This is a genomic window from Brachybacterium sp. FME24 (genome assembly GCF_014897705.1).
GTDB lineage: Bacteria > Actinomycetota > Actinomycetes > Actinomycetales > Dermabacteraceae > Brachybacterium.
Window position 1 is genome coordinate 70,710 of sequence record NZ_JABUXV010000008.1, and the last position, 21,337, is coordinate 92,046.

Consider the following 21,337-nt stretch of genomic DNA (forward strand, 5'->3'; position numbering starts at 1 on the left):
ATGAGTGACACCCCTGCCTACCGGGTCGCCCCGGGGGCCGACATCTCGGACGATGCGACCATCGGCGACGGCAGTTCCATCTGGCATCTCGCCCAGGTGCGCGAAGGCGCCGAGCTCGGCACGGACTGCGTCGTCGGTCGCGGCGCCTACATCGGCAGCGGGGTCCGCATGGGCAACGGCTGCAAGATCCAGAACTATGCACTCGTCTACGAGCCCGCGGTTCTCGCCGACGGCGTCTTCGTCGGCCCCGCAGCCGTGTTCACCAACGACCACTTCCCGCGTGCGGTGAACCCCGACCTCACGGCGAAGTCCGCTTCGGACTGGGAGAGCGTCGGCGTGACCTGCGAGACCGGTGCCTCCATCGGTGCACGCGCCGTGTGCGTGGCCCCCGTGACCATCGGCGAATGGGCGATGGTCGCGGCCGGCGCCACCGTGGTCAAGGACGTCCCGCCGTACGCACTGGTCGCCGGCGTTCCCGCCAGGCGCCTCGCCTGGGTGGGACGCTCCGGAGAGAAGCTGGTCCCCGCCTCCGACGGCACCGACGCCTGGGTGTGCCCCACCACCGGCGAGTGGTACATCCCCGACGACTCCACGGGTGGGCTCCTGCTCGCCTCCTCACCGTTGGCCGACGCCCCGCGCCCGGCCGAGCTCATCGACCCCGACGAACAGGACGGACCCTCCGCATGAACAGCGAACTCACGATGATTCCTCCGGCGAAGCCGCTCATCGGGCAGGAGGAGCGGGACGCGGTGGATCGGGTGCTGGCCTCGGGGATGGTGGCGCAGGGTCCGGAGGTGGCGGCGTTCGAGCAGGAGTTCTCGGCGGCGCTGGCGGGTGGCCGTGAGGTGGTGGCGGTGAACTCGGGGACCTCGGGGCAGCATCTGGGGATGCTGGCGCTGGGTCTGGGCCCGGGCGATGAGGTCATCGTGCCGTCGTTCACGTTCGCGGCGACCGCGAACACGGTGGCGGTCTGTGGGGCGACGCCGATCTTCGTGGATGTGGATCCGCAGACGTTCACGATCGATCCGGCGGTGATCGAGGCGGCGATCACGGAGCGCACGGTGGGTATTCAGCCGGTGCATCTGTATGGCCATCCTGCGCCGATGGATCAGATCCTGGCGATCGCGGCGAAGCATGGCCTGTGGGTGTTCGAGGACGCGGCGCAGGCGCACGGTGCGACGTGGCAGGGCGCGCAGGTGGGCACCCTCGGGGACGCGGGGATGTATTCGCTGTATCCGACGAAGAACATGACCTCGGGCGAGGGCGGGATGGTCTCGTGCGCCACGCCCGAGACCGCCCGTCAGGTGCGGTTGCTGCGGAACCAGGGGATGGAGAAGCAGTACGCGAACGAGGTGGCCGGGTTCAACAACCGGATGACCGATATCCACGCGGCGATCGGTCGGGTGCAGCTCGGAAAGCTGGCGGCGTGGACGGCGACCCGGCAGGAGAACGCGGCGTTCTTCGATGCGCACCTGTCCGGTGTGGTGACGCCGGTGGTGCGTGACGCCGCCTCGCATGTGTATCACCAGTACACGATCCGGATCGAGGGCGCCTCGGCGGTCGAGCGTGACGCATTCGCGACGGCGCTGCGGGAGGAGCACAAGGTGGGATGCGGGGTGTACTACCCCACGCCGGTGCATCGGCTGGCGACCTTCGAGGTCGAGTTGGATCTGCCGGTGACGGAGATGCTGGCGCGGGAGGTGCTGTCGTTGCCGGTGCATCCCAGCATCAGCGAGCAGGATCGTGAACGGATTGTGGAAGCTGTGAATTCTGTGGCGAAGGCGGGTGCGTGAGCATGGGGAAGAATCTGCGGGCCGGTCTGATCGGTCTGGGCATGATGGGTCGTCATCATGCGCGCAATCTCCAGGCGCTGGAGGGTGTGGATCTGGTGGCGGTCGCCGATGCGTATGGCGATCCCCATGGGGCGGCTGTGGGGCTGGAGGTGCTGCCGGATGTGGAGGCGCTGATCGCGGCGGGTATCGACTATGCGGTCGTCGCGGTGCCGACCCAGTTCCATCGGGATGTGGCGTTGTCGTTGGCGCAGGCCGGGGTCCATACCCTGGTGGAGAAGCCGTTGGCGTTCGATATCGATGAGGCGGTGGAGATCGCGGGCGCGTTCGAGAAGGCCGGGCTGGTGGGGGCGGTGGGCTATATCGAGCGGTACAACCCGGCGCTGCAGGAGATGCGCAAGCGCATCGCCGACGGCCAGCTGGGGGAGATCTACCAGATCGTCACCCGCCGCCAGGGGGCGTTCCCCGCGCGGATCGCGGATGTCGGGGTGGTCAAGGACCTCGCCACCCATGACCTCGATCTCACCGCCTGGGTCGCGCAGTCCCCGTACGCGTCCGTCGCGGCGGCATCGACCCGTCGCAGCGGCCGCGAGGACGAGGACATGGTCTCCATCGCCGGCCGGTTGGCGGATGAGACGATCACCAACCACCTGGTGAACTGGCTGACCCCGTTCAAGGAACGCGTCACCGTGGTCACCGGTGAGAAGGGCGCGCTGGTGGGGGACACCATCAACGCGGATCTCACTTTCCACGCCAACGGTGAGGCGACCACCAACCTGTGGGAGTCGATGGCCTCCTTCCGGGGCGTCAGCGAAGGTGACTCGATCACCTACGCACTGCAGCGCAAGGAGCCCCTGCTCACCGAGCACGAGGCTTTCCGGGACGCGGTCAACGGAGACTCCTCGAACATCGTCACCATGCGCGAGGGCCTGCACACCGTGCGCGCCGTGGAGGCCGTGCTGGCTTCTGCGCGCGACGGACAGGTGGTGTCCCTGGATGGACCTGCCGGTGAGTCCTGATGTCGGACGACTCGCCCAGGATCTGATCCTCGCCGGGTCCCGGGCAGCTCGACATGCCCCTGGTCCCGTCGGTGGACTGGGAACCTACTTCTGCGCTCTCGACGAGCTCTCCTCCGGTCAGGAGTCCCCTCACTGGGAGCGGAACCGGGACATCCTGCTCGCCCGGGCCGACCGGTCCCTGAGCAGGGGCCGAATCCCCTCCGCCGTGCGCTGGTTCGACAAGGCCCTGCGGATCGCCTATCACCCGACCCTGCACCAGGGAGCCACGTCGCCCCTGATCGACGACACGGACGAGTTCCTGCGGCCGCTGCGGGCCTGCCGGACCGGCAGGCTGCTCCTGGAGACGCCGGTACCCGAGGATGCGGTTCCTCGGTGTCCGGCCCCACGGGTGCCCGACGGTGAGGAGTCCGACACGGTCCGTCTGCTCGTGATCGCCCAGCAGAACTGGACGTTCCTGCGCCCTCTGCTGGACGCGCTGCGCGAGACCGGTCGCTTCGAGATCCTCGAGTTCGAGGTCGACGGATTGCCGGTGGGTGACCGGCCGGATCGTGAGAGCATCCTGCGGGCCCGCTACGACCTGGTCGTGGAGGGGCATCGGATCCCGACCCCCGATCGCCTGGTCGATGCCTACGAGTGGGCCGATGTCGCCTTCGTCGAATGGGGGCACCACATCCTCAGCTGGATCACCATGCTGGACATGGTCCCGCGCCGTCTCGTCGCGCGGTACCACCGTTTCGAGGCCTTCACCCCGTTCCCCCTGCTGCACGACCACTCGGTGATCGACCGCCTCCTGCACGTGTCCCCACCGATCCGGGGACTCGTCGAGACCGTCGTCCCGGCGTCGGCCGGCGTGCCGACGGACATCGTCGGCAACCTGCTCAGCCGCGGCCTCGGCGCCGTGTCGGAAACGTCCCGGGACACCAAGGTCCTCGTCCAGGTGGGATGGAACCGGGAGATCAAGGACGTGCTGTTCTCCCTCGAGCTCATCGAGCGCCTCCACCGCGAGGACGGCGCGTTCCGCCTGAAGCTCGTCGGGCCCGGACTGCCGGACCGGACCTCGGACGACACTCCCTATCAGCGAGCGGTCCGGGATCGCCTCGCCGCACTCCCGGCGGGTGCCGTCGAGCAGCTCGGCGTGCGCCGAGACGTCCCGGAGATCTTCGGAGCCGCCGGAGTGGTGCTCTCATCGTCCTATGGCGAGGGGACGCACGAGTCCGTCATGGAGGGGCTCGCCACAGGCTGCCCCGCCGTGGTGCGCGACTGGCCGCACGCCATCGATCACGGTGGCGCGGCCTCCGTCTACCGCCGCGAGTGGGTGGTGCCTGACGTCGAATCCGCGGCGCACCGCATCCGCGAACTCCAGGACCGGGACCGCTACGCCGAGGAATCCGGTGCGGCACGCGAGTGGGCGGTGCGTCATCGCAGTCCGGAGGCCGTCGTCGCCGGATACGACGGCGCGCTCCGCGCCGGCGTCGCGAGCTCGTGATGACCCTCCGGTGCTCCCTCGGTCAGCGAGGGGTCGCCCGATGAGCTGGATCCTCCCGGTGCTCATCGCATGGGTGGTCCTCGCTGCGCCGGGATACGTGATGCTTCGCGCGGTCGATGCGCGCGTGACGGTGCGCTGGGGCTGGGCCCCTGTGGTCACCGTCCTCCTGGCCGTCCTCCTCAGCGGACTCTTCCACCTGCTCAGGATCCCCTGGCATCTTCTGACCGTCGCCCCGGCCCTCGCGGTCCTCGCGGCGGGAGCCATCCTGCTGAGGCACCGATGGGAGACGCCGGGAGGCGGGGGCCGCCGAATCGCCCGACGGCAGCGGGGCGAGGGCGCACGCGCAGGATGGAGCCCGACGGGCCGGCTGCTCACGACGGGGACCGCCCTGATCGTCGGGGTGGCCGTCGTGGCCTCGTCCGCCCGGCGGATGGGAGGCATCGACACCCTCCAGGGCGGGTACGACGCGTTCTTCCACCTCTCGGCGATCGCCTTCATCCGGGACAACGCAGACGGCTTCCTGACCACGGCCCTGATCGACATCTACGGCGAGCCCACCTTCTACCCGGTGATGTTCGACTCCCTCGCGGCGCTCCTCCCTTTCAGCGCTGTGACCAGTGCCAACGCCATGATGCTCGCGGTTCTCGGGGGGTTGCCGACCGCCGTCGCCGCGATGCTCGCGAGCGTGCTGCCCGCGCACCCGCGAATGCCGATCGCAGCGGCCGTCGGCGGCCTCGCCTCCGCACTGTTCCTCAGCACACCGGCGATGGCCCTGGTGATGGGGCTGTGGCCGACCGTCCTCGGCATCCTCTGCCTGCCCGTGGCGATCGCGTCGGCGCTGCGGCTCTCGGACGACCTTCGCCGCCCGCCCGCCCGCTGGGCGGTGCTCGGTCACCTTGCGGTGATCACGGGCGCGACGCTCGCCCATCCGGCGGTCTTCTTCTCGGTAGCCGTGGTCGGCGGTCTCGCATTCCTCGTGCGCGCGGTGCAGAGGCTGGTGCAGCGCGACGGGGTGCAGCGCGGAGCGGTCCAGCTGGTCATCGCCCTCCTCGCGGCGACGGTCGCGATCGTCGTCTCCGCGACCGTCCTCAGCGGGATGAGTCTGACCAAGGAGAGCGAACAGGACCTCGGCCGCGTCCTGCGGCAGATCCTCGTGGATTCGCCGCGGATCCCCGTCATCGACGACCCGATCTGGCCGATGGCCGCACTCTGGATCGTCGCGGTGGTCGGCATCGTGGTCGGAGCACGACGAGGGGAGCCGATCCCGATCACCGCGGGGGTCGGGGTCCTCGTCTCCCTCGGCCTCTCCGTGGCCACCCAGCTCCCCGGCGCGCTCAGCGAAGCTCTCGTCAATCCCTGGTACGGGGCCAGGGAGCGCATCGCGCCGCTGCTCATGTGCCTGCTCCTGGTCCTGGTCGCCCGCGGGGTGATGGCGGTGGTGGCCCTATCGGATGATCCGACACGTCGGCGACACGCCGCCTACGGCCCGATGGCGGTGGGGGCGCTGGCGGCGACGGCCGTCCTCGCCCTGGTCGTTCCCCAGCGACTGCCACTGCTGGGCTCCCTCGCCTATACCGCGTACGGGGTGCACCTCGCGCCGTATGCCACCGAGCAGGAACGAGCCTTCATCGAACGCACGGCGGCGCAGCTGCCTGCGGACGCGGTGGTCCTCGCGGACCCTCGCGACGGAGCGCCGCTCTACTGGTCGATCGGCGGGGTGGAGACGGTGTTCCCGACCCTCGCGACCCCCCAGACAGGGGACAGCAGGATGCTCGCGGCACGGTTCGTGCACGCCGACGAGGACGAGCGGGTGTGCGCCGCGTATCAGCACCTGCACCCCACCCACCTGTACCGTGACACCTCGGAGCACTCCGGCGTCGCCCTGAACCCGGACGCATCCGCGCCGTGGGACGGACTCCGTGAGATCCCCGAATCACTGCTGGCGCCCGTCGCCAGCGACGGCCCATACGCCCTGTACGAACTGGAGGCCCCATGTTGATGCTAGCGGAAGAGGTCGACCTGTGAAGCAGACCCTCAGGATCGTACGGCGCACTCTCTCGGTGCTGCCCGAGAAGTCCCGACGGTTCCTGGTGACCTTCGGGATCGTGATGAGCGTGCTCGCCCTGCTCGACGTGGTCGCCCTCGGCGCCATCGCCATCGTGATCCCCGGCCTGACCGATCCGAGCCAATCGGTGACGATCCCGGTCCTCGGGTGGGAGCTGCACAGCTTCGAGGAGATGATGTGGCTCGTCGGCGTCTTCGTCGGCCTCATCATCGTCAAGAGCTTCCTGAACCTGCTGACGATCCGCATCGCGACGCAGCGCTTCGCGCAGCACGAGGTCAGCATCGGCCAGACGCTGTTCCGTTCGTACATGTCCTCGTCATGGGTGGACCGGACCTCGAAGTCGACGCAGGAGATCATCCGCATGGTCGACTCCGGAGTCGCCGCCGTGGTCGCCAACGTCCTGATGCCCTCGATGACGGTGGTCGCCGAATTCGCGACGATCACGGTGATCGGCATCGGACTGCTGCTCCTGGACTGGGAGACCGCGCTCGCGACCTTCGCCTATCTCGGATTCATCGCGCTGCTCCTCTCGCGAGTGATCAGCCCGCTGGCCGTGAACAACGGCGCCGCCAACCGGGACAACTCGATCGCGGTGGTGCGCATGCTGGGCGAGGTGCTGGCAGCGCTCAAGGAGCTCACCCTCAAGGGCAACGAGAAGCAGGTGACCGATATCGTCGCCGATCGGCGATCGGCGGCCGCCCGCACCCGCGCCTACGCCCAGTACTACAACCAGATGCCCCGCTTCGTGCTCGACGCAGGACTGGTGGGCGGGTTCGTCGTGGTCGGCGGAGCCGGATACCTGGGAGGACTGCCTGACAACGGACCCGGCGCCGCGATGACCTCGGTGGCGCTGTTCGCCGTGGCGGGCTTCCGCCTGGTGCCTTCGCTGACTCGCCTGCAGGCGACGCAGAACCGCATCCTCACCAACGCCGCCTTCGCGGACTACATCATCGACGACATCGAATTCGCCAAGTCGTCCGTCGAGCGACAGGACGCGCCGGATTCGGCAACCCTGGCCAGCGGCCTGCACGACATCGTGCTCGAGGACGTCACGTTCACGTACCCGAGCCGGGAGGAGCCCGCTGTGCAGGGCGTCTCCCTGCGCATCCCCGCAGGGTCCTCGGTGGCCTTCGTGGGCACCTCTGGCGCCGGCAAATCGACCCTGGTCGATCTGCTGCTGGGACTGCTCACGCCCAGCAGCGGCCGGATCCTGGTCGACGGCACGGATATCACCACGGTGCTTCGCCAATGGCGCTCGACCGTCGGCTACGTGCCGCAGGAAGTCGCTCTGTTCGACGTCACCGTGGGAGAGAACGTCGCTCTGACCTGGGACCCCGCGGATGTTGACGAGGAACGGGTGAAGGCGGCGCTGTCGGGTGCACAGATGCTCGATGTGATCGAGAACCGACCGGGTGGCGCCCAGGGACGCCTGGGCGAGCGCGGCATGACCCTCTCCGGCGGCCAGCGTCAGCGGATGGGCATCGCCCGCGGTCTGTACGGCGAGCCGTCGGTGCTCGTCCTCGACGAGGCCACCAGCGCCTTGGACACCAAGACCGAGGCCGCCGTCAGCGCGGCGATCACCGGCCTCGGCGGGGATGTCACCACGATCACCATCGCGCACCGCCTGGCGACGATCCAGCACTGCGACATCGTGTTCTACATGTCCGACGGAGAGGTGGCCGCAGCAGGAACCTTCGACGAAGTCGTGGCCGCGGTGCCCGCCTTCGCCGAGCAGGCAGCCCTGGCGGGACTCGGCCGAGCCCGCAGCGATGCCGCGGCGCAGTCGACGACCACCCCCGCGGCCGACGGGACCGAGGGCCGCCCGGCATGACGAGCCTGACCATCGTCTCCTTCTCGACGCTCACCCGCGACCCCCGGGTCCAGCGGCAGATCGACCTGCTCACCTCGGATTTCGAGGTCACCACCGTCGGGTTCGGGCCGACACCGCACCCCGATGTGCGCCATGTCGAGCTGCCGGAGGGCGCCCGGGCCTGGCCCAGCAGCAAGAAGCATCTCCTCACCGGCCGCTACAACCGGGCCTACTGGGACATGAGCGCCGTCCGGGCCGCGCGCGCCGTGCTCGAGGACCATGTCGGCCGGGCAGACGTCGTGCTCGCGAACGACGTGAACACGCTGCCCCTGGCTCTGTGGCTCGCCCCCCGTCGGGGCATCCACGCCGACCTCCACGAGTACGCGCCCCGCGAGAAGGAGCACGTGCGCACGTGGCGCTGGTTCATCGCGCCGTACCAGCGGTGGATCTGCCGCACCTGCCTGCCGCGGGTCGACTCGGTGACCACCGTCTCGCCCGGTCTCGCCTCCGAATACGCCCGGGAGTTCGGCGTCGTGCCGGAGGTGGTCACCAACGCGGCCGCCTACGAGGACCGTGCCCCTCGCCCGACCGGGGAGACCATCCGACTGCTGCACACGGGCGTCGCGCGCGCGAACAGACGCCTGGAGTCCATGATCGACGCGCTCCGCGACGGCCCGGACGGGATGACGCTGGATCTCATGCTGGTGCCCAGCGAACCCGGGTACATCGAGGCCCTGCGCGAGCGTGCCCGGGACCTCCCCGCGGTCCGGTTCCGGGACCCGGTGCCGTACGCCGAGCTGGTGGACGCGGTGGCCGAGTACGACCTGTCCATCGTCGTCTTCCCGCCCACGACCTTCAATCTCGAGCACAGCCTCCCCAACAAGCTGTTCGAGGCCGTGCAGGCCCGGGTGGGGGTGCTGGTGGGACCGTCACCGGACATGGCCGACCTGGTGCGCGAGCACGGCATCGGAGCCGTGCTCCCGGGCCCCGACGCAGAGTCCCTGCGCACAGTGCTGCACGGCTTGGACGCAGCCGGGATCGATCGCTTCAAGCAGGCCGCAGACCACTCGGCGAAGGCCCTCTCGGCGGAGGTCCAGACCATGGCCTGGACCCGCGCCCTGGAGCGGATCAGCGGCCGCTGACCTGGCCGTGCAGTCGCGGCAGGTGGCGGGTCGCGAGCGAGGCGGCCATGAAGCGCAGCGGGGCCTCACGATCCAGCACATGCAGCACCTGGCGGGGGAACAGGGTCTCCGGGCGTCCGTGTCGCCGGCGCGCCTGCGCCGCGGCGATGAGATCGTCGGCGGGCACGGCGGGGTCCAGGCTCGCATCGACCAGCCTCCGATCCGCCCGCGACAGCGGCTGCAGGCATCCGGGCGCCCGGGCGATCACGTCAGCCGTGATCGCGGCGAGATCTGCCCGTTGCTCCGGCGTCCAGATCGAGGCCTCATCGCGGTAGAAGATCGCCCCGAAGACATGGATGCGCAGCAGCTTCGTCCCGATTGCACGCCGGGCGCGAGCAGGGAGAGCGCTGAACCACTCCGACTCGAGCAGATCGGGGAAGAAGCCGAGCTGCTCCTGCAGAGGGCGCACGACATAGGTGACCCGATCGCCCGCGTCCTCGCCGATCACGTAGGCCGGGCCGACCCGGTCGTACGCCGTGCGCCTGGTCGCCATCAGCCGCGTGACCATGGCGACGTCGCCACCGATGGTGGCGCCCTCGACGAGGGCGATGCCCGTGGCCTCGAGCATCGAGCGGCGCAGAAGTCCGAGCGGGGCGGAACGGTAGCTGAGCCGATCGGCGACGAGGTCCACGAGACCTGAGCGGCACATGCGCACGGCCGGGGTGGGGACCCCTGAGCCGGCGGATCCGAGGGCCAAGCGGGTGATGACGAAGTCCGCCCCGGTGCGTCGCTGCACCTCCAACCAGGACGCCACGGCGCCCGGGGCGAGAGTGTCGTCGGATCCCAGGATTGCGACGAAATCTCCCTCGGAGGCACGGATCCCGGCATTGAACGGACCGGAGGCGGAGCGATGCTCATCACGGTGCTCGAGGAACCGGACCCGGTCGCGGTGCTCGGGGTGCACCGCCTCCGCGATCTCGGCCACGTCGATGTTGTGGCAGACCACGGTGACACGGGCATGCTCCCCGTTCCCCTCCAGGACGGAGGCCACCGCGCGACCGACGGGCCGGGTCGGGGTGTGGCAGGCGATGATCACGTCGACGGGAGCGCGCCCGAGGCTGGTGCTCGGCCCGCCGTTCTCGCAGACCTGCTCGAGCAGCAGCGCGTACTGGTCGCGATAGCCGGCGCCGACGGTGCGCGAGGAGAAGCTGTCGCCGATGGTGTCGGCGATCTCCTGGGCACCGAGGTCGCGGGTGCGGGCGTCGACCTCGAGCACGGAGTCGGTGTAGGCGTCGACGTCCTGGGCGGCGACGAGCGCCCCGACCTGCGGTCGCACGTATTCGCCCTGGCCGCCGGTGGCGCCGAGCACCACAGGCCGGCCGGCCACGATCGCCTCGGCGGCGGAGACGAAGAAGTTGTCGGCCCGGGTGGGGCCGAAGAACAGGTCGGCACGTGCGAGAGCGGCACGGACCTCGTCGCCGGGGACGCTTCCGGCAAGGGTCAGGCGATCGGAGACTCCGCGATCCTGCGCCCGGCGCAGTGTGTCCTCGCGCAAGGGGCCATCGCCGAGCCATTCCAGGTGGGCGTCGATGCCGCGCTCCACGAGACGCGCGAGCACGTCGACGGCCAGCAGCGGGTCCTTGCGGTCGATGAGCCCGCCGGTGGAGACCAGCCGCAGGGAGCCATCGCTGCGGTCGCGGCGCGCTTCCACCGGGCCGGGTTCGACGATGCAGGGGACGATCTCCGTCGGCCGAGGGCCCCTGACCTCCCGGATCGGCCGTGCCAGGAAGTCGCAGACCGCGGTGACCCGGTCGGGCATCGCCAGCAGGCGACGTAGGACGGGGAGCCCCAGCTGCGCGGGCTTCGGGAGCGTGGCGGGAGTGGTCAGGGCGGACCAGTGCTCGGTGTGGATCCACGGCACGGCGGGGCGGCGCAGCGCGAGGGGGAGCAGCGTGGAGAACGCCATCGAGTGCACGGCATCGGCATCACGCACGGCCTCTTTCACCCCGCGGGCTGCCTGCAGCACCTGGTCAGGGCGCTTGGGATCCATCGGGATGCGCAGCACGTCGATCCCCTCGTGGACCAGCCGGCGGGTGCCGTCGTCGTCGGCAGGGGGCACCAGGTGGACCAGTCGGACGTCGGCGTGGCGCGCGATCGAGTGGATGTCGCGGACCACGAAGGATCCCCGGGAGGGGGCCACGTCGGTGGGGAACCAGGTGGTGATGACCGTGATGCGCACGAGCGTCCCTTCGGGGCAGTCGGAGAAGCGAGGACGACGACATCGTGCCACGACTGCGACCTGCGGCGGCGCGTGCCCGACCCCGCGTACGATGTGGGCTCCGGCCGCGATGGCCACCGCCGATGCACGATCCCCGAGGGAGCACTCCGAGAATGCCACGAGCACGCCTTCTGATCATGTCGTTCTCCGTGCTGACGAGCGACCCCCGGGTGCTGCGGCAGATCGAGATGTTCAAGGATGACTACGACCTGGTGACGGTCGGGTACGGAGACGCCCCGGCCGGGGTCGCGGAGCATGTCGAGGTGCCCGGGCACCTGGATTCGCTGCGGCCGAGCTTCCGGCACCTGATGGCCCTCTACGCGGCCCGCCTCTACCACCGGGCGTATTTCGGCGCGGGGCGCACCAGGTTCGTCCTGGATCGTGTGGCGCCGGGCAGCGTCGAGGTGATCATCGCCAACGACGTGAACGCGGTGCCGGTGGCACTCGCTCTGAAGCCTCGCCTGGGGGTCCATGCGGACCTGCACGAGTACGCGCCGCGTCAGCGCGAGGACGAGCGCTGGTGGCGCACCTTGGTCGGCCCGTTCCAGGGCTGGATGGTCCGCCGGTACGTGACGGCGGCGGATTCGGTGACGACCGTCTCGCAGGGACTGGCTGCGCAGTACGCGACCGAGTACGGCGTGAGGGCGAAGGTGGTCCCGAACGCCTCCCCGTACCGCGCGGACATCGAACCCTCCGAGGTCACCTCCCCGGTGCGCCTGGTGCACATGGGGTCCGCGGTGCGCGGCCGCGGCATCGCCGAGATGGTGCGCGCCGTCATCGATGCCTCTGTCGAGGCTCCCGGCCGACTCACCCTGGACCTGTACCTCAAGGGCGGGGACGCCTCCTACCACCGGGAGCTCGGCGAGCTCGTGGCGGCGCACCCCGCCTCCGGGGTGCGGATCTGCGAACCGGTGCCCTTCGCGCAGATCGTGCCGACTCTGGCGAGCTATGACCTGGGCCTGATCATCTACCCGCCGACGAACTTCAACATCGTCCACGCGCTCCCGAACAAGCTCTTCGAGTATGTCCAGGCTCGGCTCGGCGTGATCGTGGGCCCGGGCATCGACATGCGCGAGATGGTCGAGTCGGCCGGCCTCGGCTCCGCCGTCGAGGAAGCGACCGCAGAGCGGATCAAGTCGGCGCTGCTCGCCGTCGATGCCGAGCAGATCGCCGCCTGGAAGGCCGCAGCCGACGCCCGCGCCGAATCCCTGGGCGCCGAGGCGACCTCCGCGCCCTGGCGCGAGGCGGTCACCGCGATCGTCGATGCAGGCGCTCCGAGCCGTCGATGAGAGGTCACGAAAAGGACACGCCTGGGCGGGGGTGCCCTCCACGGTTCCACAATGTGACGTGCGAGGATCAGTTGGTGATGTCTGATCTTCCGCACCGAGGACGAGTCCGGTGAGCCCCTCGATCCTGGTTCTCTCGCTCTCTCCGATCGAGCGGGACCCGCGTGTCCTGCGCCAGATCGAGCTGCTCCGCGAGCTCGGTGATGTGCACACTGCCGGCTACGGGGCGGCCCCCTCCGGAGTGGCTTCCCACGTGCAGGTTCCTGAGGAGCTCGGGAACTGGCGCGCCGACTACCGGCACTTCTATGCCCTGGTGCTGACCCGGCAGTTCCGTCGGCTCTACGACAACGCCCCGTGGGTGCGTTTCCTGCGCACGCACATCACTCCAGGTGCTCACGATGTCGTCGTGGGGAACGACGCAGCGGCGGTCCCGCTCGCGCGAGCGCTCGCCCCGCGCTGCGGGGTACACGTGGACATGCACGAATACGCGACCCGCCAGCGCGAGGGTGATGCGCTCTGGGAGCGCTACCAGAGACCCGTCGTGCGCTGGATCGTCTCCGAGCACCTCACCAAGGTCGACAGCGTGACCACGGTGTCGCGGGGACTTGCAGAGGAGTACGGGCGGGAATTCGGGATCGCCGCCGATGTGGTGCCCAACGCGGCCCGTCACCGAGCGGACATCTCCGTGCGGGAGACTCCGAAGCAGGGACCCGTGCGCCTGGTGCACACCGGAGCCGCCGGTCGTGCGCGGCGACTGGAGATCATGGTGGACGCGGTCGCCGCGGCGAACGCCCGCCGGCCCGGTGCCTTCACCTTCGACCTGTTCCTGATGCCGGGGGAAGCCGCCTACATCGCGGAGCTCTGCCACCGGATCGAGGTACTCGGGGACCCAGCGATCCGCGTGCTCGAACCTGTGCCCTTCGATCAGATCGTACCGACGCTGACCAGCTATGATGTCGGACTTTTCGTGTGTCCACCGACCACGTTCAACCTGGAGCACACGGTGCCCAACAAACTGTTCGAGTTCGTCCAGGCCCGCTTGGGCATCGTGATAGGTCCCAGCCCGGACATGCGCCGTTACATCGAGTCTCATGAGCTGGGACTGGTGACCGCGGACTTCGAGGCGGAGAACGTCGCCGGCGAGCTGCTCACGCTGACGCCTGAGGGGATCGACACGATGAAGCAGGCGGCGGACGACGCCGCCGCGCCGCTCGGCAGCGAGCGTCTCTCCCTCCCGTGGACGACCGCTGTGAGCAGGCTCCTGCATCCCGAAGGCACTCCTCGGGTCCCGTGAGACCTGGCGTCGAGATCACCCGTACCTGGAAGGAAACCTAGAAATGAAGATCCTGTCCGTCGTGGGCGCCCGCCCGCAGTTCGTCAAGCTCGCCGCGATCGCCGATGCGGCCGCTCAGCGTGACGACGTCGAGCACATCATCGTCCACACCGGTCAGCACTACGACGCCGCCATGAGCGACGTGTTCTTCGCGGACCTGCGGATCCCCGCCCCCGACGTCAACCTCGCCGTCGGCTCCGGCTCGCACGGCCGCCAGACCGGCGCGATGCTGGCCGGGATGGACGAGGTCCTCGAGGAGCACCAGCCGGACTGGACCCTGGTCTACGGCGACACCAACTCCACCCTCGCCGGCACCCTGTCCGCGGTGAAGATGCATCTGAAGGTCGCCCACCTCGAGGCCGGCCTGCGCTCCTTCAACCGCCGCATGCCCGAGGAGCACAATCGCGTGGTCACCGACCACGCCGCCGATCTGCTGCTGGCCCCCACCGAGGTCGCCCGCGAGCACCTCGCCGCCGAGGGGCTGGCCGACCGCACCCTGGTCACCGGTGACGTCATGACCGACGTCTGCCTGCGCGTCGCCGCCTCCGTCCAAGGCACCCCGCTCGCCCTGCCCGACGGCATCGACACCGCCGGCGACTTCGCCGTGGCCACCATCCACCGCGCCGACAACACCGACGATCCCCAGCGGCTGCGGGCGATCATCGAGTCCCTGCAGGCGCTCGAGATGCCGCTGGCCCTGTTCGCCCACCCGCGTCTGGTCGCCAAGGCGAAGGAGGCAGGTATCGAGCTGGCCGGGGGCGCCGTGCACGTCGGCACCCCGGTGGCCTACCCCGACCTCGTCAACGCGGTCCAGCACGCCAGCGCTGTGGTCACCGACTCCGGCGGTCTGCAGAAGGAGGCGTACCTGCTGGGCACCCCCTGCTCGACCGTGCGCACCGAGACCGAATGGGTCGAGACGCTGGAGAACGAGTGGAACCGCCTGGTCTCCGACCCGGCCGAGCTGACCGTCGCCGTGGGCCGACCGCGCCCGACCGCCGACCGTCCCGCCCACTACGGCGATGGCAAGGCCGCGCCGCGCAGCGTCGACGCCCTGCTCGAGCGCGCCTGATGCCCAGCTCGCGCACCCCGCGCCGCACCGGACCCAGCCGCCCGCCGCACGTCGTCGTCGCCACCCGCGTCTACACGCCGGAACCGGTCGCGGCCGCGTTTCGGCAGGAAGCCCTCGTGATCGCCCTGGAGCGGGCGGGGGCCGAGGTCACGGTGCTGACCACGACCGCACCCGGCGCGGGAAGGGTGCGCTCGCGGGCCCGGAAGGTGTCGCGCTGGCCCGTGAAGCGGGACAACCAGGGGCAGGTGCGCGGGTACTTCTCGTATCTGAGCTTCGACGTGCCGCTCGCGCTGCGACTGCTGCTGCAGCGGCCGATGGATGCGCTCGTGCTCGAGCCGCCGCCCACGACGGGCATGGTCGGAATGGTCGCCGCCGCGATCCGCCGGGTCCCATACACCTTCTACGCCGCCGATATCTGGTCCGATGCGACCGACAGCGTCGAGGGGGTGCCGACAGTGGTGCGCTCGATGGTGCGCTGGGCCGAGAAGACCGTGTGGAAGCGGGCCTCGCGCGTCCTGACGATCTCCCCGGGCGTGCAGCATCGCCTCGAGGAGCTCATCGGTGAGCGCTCCCACCTCATCATGGTCGGCAACGGCATCGACACCGAGACCTTCTCCGACCAGGGCGCAACCGGAGGTGAGGACGGCCCGTACTTCGTCTACGCGGGCACCGTCTCCGAATGGCAGGGCGCGACCGTGTTCGTCGACGCCTTCGCCCGGGCACGGGCCGAGCACCCCGAGGCGCGCCTGCTGTTCTTCTCAGAGGGGTCCGGGCGCGACGAGCTCGAGGCGCGCGTGCGTCGGGACGGAATCGAGGGGATCGAGTTCCGAGACAAGATCGCGCCGGCCGCGGTCGCCGCGCACCTGCGCGGAGCCGTCGCCGGGCTCTCCTCGATCACCCCGGGCCAGGGCTACGAGTTCGCGCTGCCCACCAAGATCTACGCCGCCACGTCCACCGGCACCCCCGTGATCCACGCGGGGGAGGGGGCCGCCCACGACCGGATCCGCGACAACGCCCTGGGATGGGCCTGCGACTACGACGCCGACCAGGTGGCCGAGACCATGGTCCGCGCGCTGCGGGGTGAGGGGAGACCCACCAGAGATCATCTGCGGGCCTGGACCCTCGAGAACGCGTCCCTCGCCGGATGCGCCACCAAGGGCGCCGCCGAAGTGCTGGACGGCCTGCGCCGCTGAGCGATGACCGACGGGTGACGGGCGGGCTCGGTCACGCATCGGAGCCGCCGGCCGGCCGCGGGCCGCTCAGAGGATCTCGCGCAGCCCGGGGACCTTCCTGCCGATCAGGGCGAAGGCGAATGCGGCGAGCGTGACCAGGGCGATCAGCGCGGTCACCGTCGCCACGGAGTTCTCGGGGAACCCCGCGTCGCGCACCGGCATGAGGATCGCGAAGTGCACCAGGAACACGCCGAAGGTGGCGTCGCCGACGGTGCGCAGGATCTTCTCGGTGCGCGCCGGGACGGTCCAATCCTTGCCCAGGCCCATCAGCGCGACCACGAGCGCCAACGACAGCAGCATGACCGTCGGCGCGACGTAGGTGGGCAGCAGCACCTGTCCCGGGGGTGCGTCGGTGGTCTTGGACAGGTACGCCCACACGGTCGCCACGGTCAGGATCGGGACGGCGACGACCAGCAGGAGCCGTGATCCACGTCGACCCACCGGCGCCATCCAGGCGGCGCGGCCCAGCACGTAATAGCCGATGAACGGCAGGAAATAGGTCAGGATCCCCATCTGCAGCGGCACCAGGGGCTCCCCGAGCAGCCCCAGCGTGAGCGGAGGGACCGCCATGACGACCAGCGCCCACCCGGCCGCGACCGCGCCGGTGATCCAGGCACGCCGCCCGGAATCGCCCACATAGGTCGCGATCACCGGGGTGATCACGGTCAATCCGAGGATGAGCGGCAGGAAGTACAGGTGGGGATAGGAGGACGCGGTGAGCAGATCTGCGACCTCCTGGCGCCAGTCCACAGGTTCGCCGGCCACGAGGATCCCCATCACCACCGCGTAGAAGGCGGTCCACACGAGGGTGGCCGGAACCAGTCGGCGCAATCGTCGACCGAGGAAGCGGGCCGTGCCGTGACGCATCGCCGCCGGTGCCAGGTTCAGCGCCCCGGAGATCATGATGAAGGCGGGCACGGCCGTGGCCAGCAGCGATCGGAGAACATGCATCGTGACGGTCGAGCCGGATTCCAGGTGGTCGGCGATGACGTGCACGACGATGACGGCGACCACGGCGATGATCCGGATCACGTCCAGCAGCGGTGAATACCGCCGAGCGCTCCGGATCGTCTCCGACGCGGTACCCGCTGCAGGGCCGGTCGCCGGGCGCGGCGCGCGTGTCACAGGCTCAGACGGGGTCATAGTTGCCATCCCCGGGATCGCAATCGATCTCGATCATGCGTGAGTGGTCGGTCTCGAACAGCACCGTGCCCAGGTCCGGGCCGGCGTAGTTCACCGAGTCGGAAGTCTTGTGATAGTTGTACGGTCGGCGCTCCTGGTACACGTACGCGATCCCGTTCTCCTCCAGCAGACGGCAGTTCGCGGGATTCGTCGCGGCGTCCTCCGTCGCATAGATCAGGTCCCGGTCCAGATCCGTGTAGGACATCCCGGCCACCGGCAGTCGCACGTCCTGACCGAACAGGGCGTAGAGGTGCGCCGCGCCGGAGAAGGGGCTGGCCAGCACAGTGCCGCTGGCGTCCATCTGCGGACGGTACTGCTCGAAGAGTGCACGTTCCTCGACCTGCAGATAGCGGCCGCGACCCGGGTACTGCGCAGCGAGGTTCTTGGCGGCGTTGTCGGATCGGGCAGGGATCGAGGCGAGCGTCGCGATCACCGCGGTGACCACCAGCACGACCGTCACCGGCCTCACGCCTGTTCGGCTGGGACGGTCGGGGCGACGGTCTCGGCCTCGGCCGAGCACTCGGGCCCATACCTGCAGCCCCGGGACCACCAGCACGGCCGACAGCATCGCCAGCGGCATCGAGAGGCGATCCTGGCCACGGTAGTAGAGAGCGGAGAGGTTCAACGGGGAATCCAGCGCCGCGTCCAGGTAGATCACGGCGATCACGACCCAGGACACTGCGAGCCAGCGGTGCGGGGCGTCGCGGAACGCGGTGACCAGTCCCGGCCACCACAGCACGGCGAGCATCACCCCGAGGGCCATCGGCCACACGGTCAGCAGGCCCAGGGCGATCTCGCCGAGGGCGAGCCACCAGGAGACCTCGAGCCCGCCGTTGAAGCCGGTGATCTGCGCACCCAGCGGCGTGTAGGACAGCAGGGCGACCGGCAGCAGGGCGAGCACGGGGACGGCGATGAGTGCCGGCCGTCGTCGCCACGAGGAGAACGCGGTCACGGCGGTGAGCACCGCCAGCACGATCAGCGCCGTGACCGCGACGTTCGGATGCAGGAGCCCCAGGCCCAGGCCGGCCAGGCCGATCGCCCCCGCGGAGGCGATAGCGGGACGCAGGGAGATGCGTGGCAGCAGCGAGGTCCACAGCGCGGCCGCTGCGGCCAGCACCCCGGGCAGCGCGGCGAAGCCCGAGAGGTTCGGGACGGGGGAGAGGTGGATCCACAGGTCCAGCGGGGTAGCGGGGATCAGCGCCGCGGCGATCGCCGCGGCGCAGGGTGCCCAGGGCACCTCGGCGAACAGGGTGCGCGCGAGCAGGGCGATGCCGAGGATCCAGGGGACGACGGCCAGTGCCACCACCGTGCCGTTGAGCAGGGTGGGGGTGGTGACACCGGGGACCAGGGTCGCGAGGGCATGGAACGCGGCCGGATAGAAGGCCGGATCGCCCTCGGTGTTCGAGACCGCACCGACCTGCAGGCTCGACGCGATGCCGGTCTCCCGGATGCGCTGTAGCGCGGAGAGGTGGTAGAGCGTGTCCCAGCGTTCCAGGACGGCGTCGGCGCGACCGGCCTGGATCGCGATCGGGGCGATCGCGACGGCGACGGCGCCACCGATCCAGGCGCCAGCTGCCGGCACGGCACGGCGCGGGGCGAGGGCCCCGTCCAGGACGGTCGACGGCAGGCGCACCCCGAGGCGGCGGAGCCCATAGGCCGCGGCGACCAGCAGCGCTGCGGCGAGCACGAACGGCAGCAGGGACCAGGAGAGTCCGACGAACGCAGCGGCGATCGCCCCGACCCCGGCGATCGCGGCGGCCAGCGCCGGAGCCAGGGCGAGGGCCAGCAGACGCGATCCGTCGAGCATCCTGGCGGCGGCGTACCCGGGGAGGTACGCCGCCGCCAGAACGACCAGGATCGTGAGGATCAGGGACACCACGGCGATCATCCGTCGTGCCGGGGCAGGGCCTTCTCGCGGTACTGCTGCGGGGTCACGGCCTCATCGAGAGCCAGTCGGCGCGCGAGATAGGTGGTGCGCTTCTCGGCGGCCTTGGTGCGGGCCTCCTGCAGGGCCAGGAAGCCCAGCAGCACCAGGACGGTGGCATACAGCAGCAGGTCCGCGCCGCGGCCCACCCCCACGAGGTTCGCCACGCGGCTGAGCACCCCGGGGAACAGCACGGTCAGCACCGCGAACACCGAGAAGGCGATGATCAGCAGGCGGCGGACCGCGAGCTGCTTCGCCCCGCGCTTGACGAACAGCCAGGCGATGATCGCCACGATCCCTGCGACCAGCAGGAGCTGGATGATGAAGGTACGGCTGCTCACCCCGAGCGCGGGCCCGAGGGCGAGGATCACCTCGTGCTCACCCATCGGGTCAGGACTCCTCGGCCTGCTGGTGGGTGGAGGCGGAGCCGTCGCCGAGGACGAGGCGGGGAGTGCCGGTCCAGTTCTCGGCGGTGGTGATGTTGCGGCCGTCCACGATCAGCTTCACGCCGGGCACCTCGGCAGCGGTGAGCTCCTTGTACTCGGCATGGTTGGTCTGGACGATCACCAGATCCGCGGCCTCGCCCAGGTGGTACGGGGTCCAGCCGAAGCCGGCGAGCTCCTCGTCGTCGTAGTACGTGTCGTGGACCGCGACCTCGGCGCCGTGCTCGCGCAGGGCCTCGACCACGGGGAACACTCCGGAGAACGCGGTCTCCTTCACGCCGGTGCGGTAGGAGGCGCCGAGCACGACGGCCTTGAGGCCCTTCAGGTCGCCCAGCAGGCTCGAGGCCCGCTTGACCAGCTTCGCGGGGACCGAGGCGTTCAGCATGCGCGCGGTGCGGACGGTCTCGGCCAGAGGATCGGTGGACAGGTACAGCCGCGGGTAGACGGGGATGCAGTGCCCGCCCACGGCGATGCCGGGCTGGTGGATGTGGGAGTAGGGCTGCGAGTTGGAGGCCTCGATGACCTTGTACACGTCGATGCCGTTGTCCTGCGCGAACAGCGCGAACTCGTTCGCCAGGCCGATGTTCACATCGCGGTAGGTGGTCTCGGCGAGCTTGGCCAGCTCCGAGGCCTCCGGGGAGCCCAGGTCCCATACCCCGTTGGGGCGCTTCAGGTCCGGGCGCTCGTCGAAGGTCAGCGCCGACTCGTAGAACTCGCGGGTCCGCTGCGTGCCCTCGGCGGTCAGGGCGCCGATCAGCTTGGGGTACTTCCGCAGGTCCTCGAACACGCGGCCAGTCAGGACCCGCTCGGGGGAGAACGCGGCGTAGAAGTCGACCGATTCCTTCAGCCCGGAGATCTTCTCGATCATCGGCACGAACCGGGTGCGCAGGGTCCCCACCGGCAGGGTGGTCTCGTAGGAGACCAGGGTGCCGGGGGTGATGTGCTCGGCCAGGGAGGTGGTGGCGGCGTCCATCCACGCGAAGTCCGGCTCCCAGGTGGCGTCGTTGACGAACAGGGGGACCACGATCACGATCGCGTCCGCGCCCGGGATCGCCTCGGCGTAGTCGGTGGTCGCGCGGAGCCTGCCCGCGGGGACCAGTTCGGCGAGCTTCTCGGCGAGGTGGGCCTCGCCGGGGAACGGCTCGGTGGCCTGGTTGATCAGCTCGACCTGGCGAGGATTGGTGTCGACACCGATCACCTCGTGGCCGGCATCGGCGAACTGCACGGCCAGCGGCAGGCCGATCTTCCCCAGAGCGACAACAGCAGTCTTCACAGCGGGTTCCTCCTAGTCCGGCACCC

Annotated in this window: 16 protein-coding genes; 11 read left to right on the forward strand and 5 right to left on the reverse strand. The window is 70.0% G+C overall.

Annotated features, from left to right (window positions below; genetic code table 11):
* Genes INT51_RS10570 through INT51_RS10600 form a run of 7 tightly spaced genes read left to right on the forward strand, consistent with a single transcriptional unit; the run spans position 1 to position 9,312 of the window.
* Positions 1-687 (forward strand): acyltransferase, encoded by a 687-nt coding sequence (locus tag INT51_RS10570; RefSeq protein WP_193105268.1) that lies wholly within the window; start codon positions 1-3, stop codon positions 685-687.
* Positions 684-1,793 (forward strand): DegT/DnrJ/EryC1/StrS aminotransferase family protein, encoded by a 1,110-nt coding sequence (locus INT51_RS10575; protein WP_193105269.1) that lies wholly within the window; start codon positions 684-686, stop codon positions 1,791-1,793. The genes INT51_RS10570 and INT51_RS10575 overlap by 4 nt, the downstream gene beginning before the upstream one ends.
* A 2-nt stretch (positions 1,794-1,795) precedes the next feature.
* Positions 1,796-2,809, forward strand: coding sequence for a Gfo/Idh/MocA family protein (locus tag INT51_RS10580; protein ID WP_193105410.1), 1,014 nt, complete (start codon positions 1,796-1,798; stop codon positions 2,807-2,809).
* A complete protein-coding gene (locus tag INT51_RS22690; RefSeq protein WP_193105270.1) occupies positions 2,799-4,295 on the forward strand; it encodes a glycosyltransferase in 1,497 nt (498 codons plus the stop codon). The genes INT51_RS10580 and INT51_RS22690 overlap by 11 nt, the downstream gene beginning before the upstream one ends.
* Before the next feature lie 40 nt (positions 4,296-4,335).
* A complete protein-coding gene (locus tag INT51_RS10590; protein ID WP_193105271.1) occupies positions 4,336-6,294 on the forward strand; it encodes a DUF6541 family protein in 1,959 nt (652 codons plus the stop codon).
* Positions 6,295-6,316: 22 nt separating this feature from the next.
* Positions 6,317-8,191, forward strand: coding sequence for an ABC transporter ATP-binding protein (locus INT51_RS10595; RefSeq protein WP_193105272.1), 1,875 nt, complete (start codon positions 6,317-6,319; stop codon positions 8,189-8,191).
* Positions 8,188-9,312, forward strand: coding sequence for a glycosyltransferase (locus INT51_RS10600; RefSeq protein WP_193105273.1), 1,125 nt, complete (start codon positions 8,188-8,190; stop codon positions 9,310-9,312). The genes INT51_RS10595 and INT51_RS10600 overlap by 4 nt, the downstream gene beginning before the upstream one ends.
* Here INT51_RS10600 and INT51_RS10605 read toward each other — a convergent pair.
* Positions 9,299-11,530: a glycosyltransferase gene (locus tag INT51_RS10605; protein ID WP_193105274.1), complete on the reverse strand. Its 2,232-nt coding sequence runs from the start codon at positions 11,528-11,530 to the stop codon at positions 9,299-9,301. The two genes, INT51_RS10600 and INT51_RS10605, sit on opposite strands and share 14 nt — an antisense overlap.
* 152 nt (positions 11,531-11,682) lie before the next feature.
* Here INT51_RS10605 and INT51_RS10610 point away from each other — a divergent pair, with 152 nt between their 5' ends.
* The 4 genes from INT51_RS10610 to INT51_RS10625 all read left to right on the forward strand — a co-directional run bounded on the left by INT51_RS10610 (position 11,683) and on the right by INT51_RS10625 (position 16,450).
* Positions 11,683-12,858: a glycosyltransferase family 1 protein gene (locus INT51_RS10610; protein ID WP_193105275.1), complete on the forward strand. Its 1,176-nt coding sequence runs from the start codon at positions 11,683-11,685 to the stop codon at positions 12,856-12,858.
* 109 nt (positions 12,859-12,967) lie between these two features.
* Positions 12,968-14,149, forward strand: a complete 1,182-nt coding sequence (locus INT51_RS10615; protein WP_193105276.1) for a glycosyltransferase — start codon at positions 12,968-12,970, stop codon at positions 14,147-14,149.
* Positions 14,150-14,192: 43 nt separating this feature from the next.
* Complete coding sequence (gene wecB, locus INT51_RS10620; protein WP_193105277.1) at positions 14,193-15,257, forward strand: non-hydrolyzing UDP-N-acetylglucosamine 2-epimerase; 1,065 nt, start codon at positions 14,193-14,195, stop codon at positions 15,255-15,257.
* Positions 15,257-16,450 carry a glycosyltransferase gene (locus INT51_RS10625; RefSeq protein ID WP_193105278.1) on the forward strand — a complete coding sequence of 398 codons (1,194 nt, stop codon included), beginning with the start codon at positions 15,257-15,259 and terminating at the stop codon, positions 16,448-16,450. The genes wecB and INT51_RS10625 overlap by 1 nt, the downstream gene beginning before the upstream one ends.
* A gap of 66 nt (positions 16,451-16,516) precedes the next feature.
* Here the strand turns inward: INT51_RS10625 and INT51_RS10630 are convergent, their stop codons facing one another.
* The 4 genes from INT51_RS10630 to INT51_RS10645 all read right to left on the reverse strand — a co-directional run bounded on the left by INT51_RS10630 (position 16,517) and on the right by INT51_RS10645 (position 21,311).
* Positions 16,517-17,521, reverse strand: a complete 1,005-nt coding sequence (locus INT51_RS10630) for an acyltransferase (RefSeq protein ID WP_193105279.1) — start codon at positions 17,519-17,521, stop codon at positions 16,517-16,519.
* A 97-nt stretch (positions 17,522-17,618) separates the two neighbouring features.
* On the reverse strand, positions 17,619-19,547 hold the full coding sequence (locus INT51_RS10635) for a DUF6541 family protein (RefSeq protein WP_304502154.1): 1,929 nt from the start codon (positions 19,545-19,547) through the stop codon (positions 17,619-17,621).
* Positions 19,548-19,555: 8 nt separating this feature from the next.
* The gene (locus tag INT51_RS10640; protein ID WP_193105281.1) at positions 19,556-19,981 is read right to left on the reverse strand and encodes a DUF2304 domain-containing protein; all 426 of its coding nucleotides are present in this window, start codon (positions 19,979-19,981) and stop codon (positions 19,556-19,558) included.
* A 4-nt stretch (positions 19,982-19,985) separates the two neighbouring features.
* On the reverse strand, positions 19,986-21,311 hold the full coding sequence (locus INT51_RS10645) for a nucleotide sugar dehydrogenase (RefSeq protein WP_193105282.1): 1,326 nt from the start codon (positions 21,309-21,311) through the stop codon (positions 19,986-19,988).
* Between the last annotated feature and the right edge of the window lie 26 nt (positions 21,312-21,337).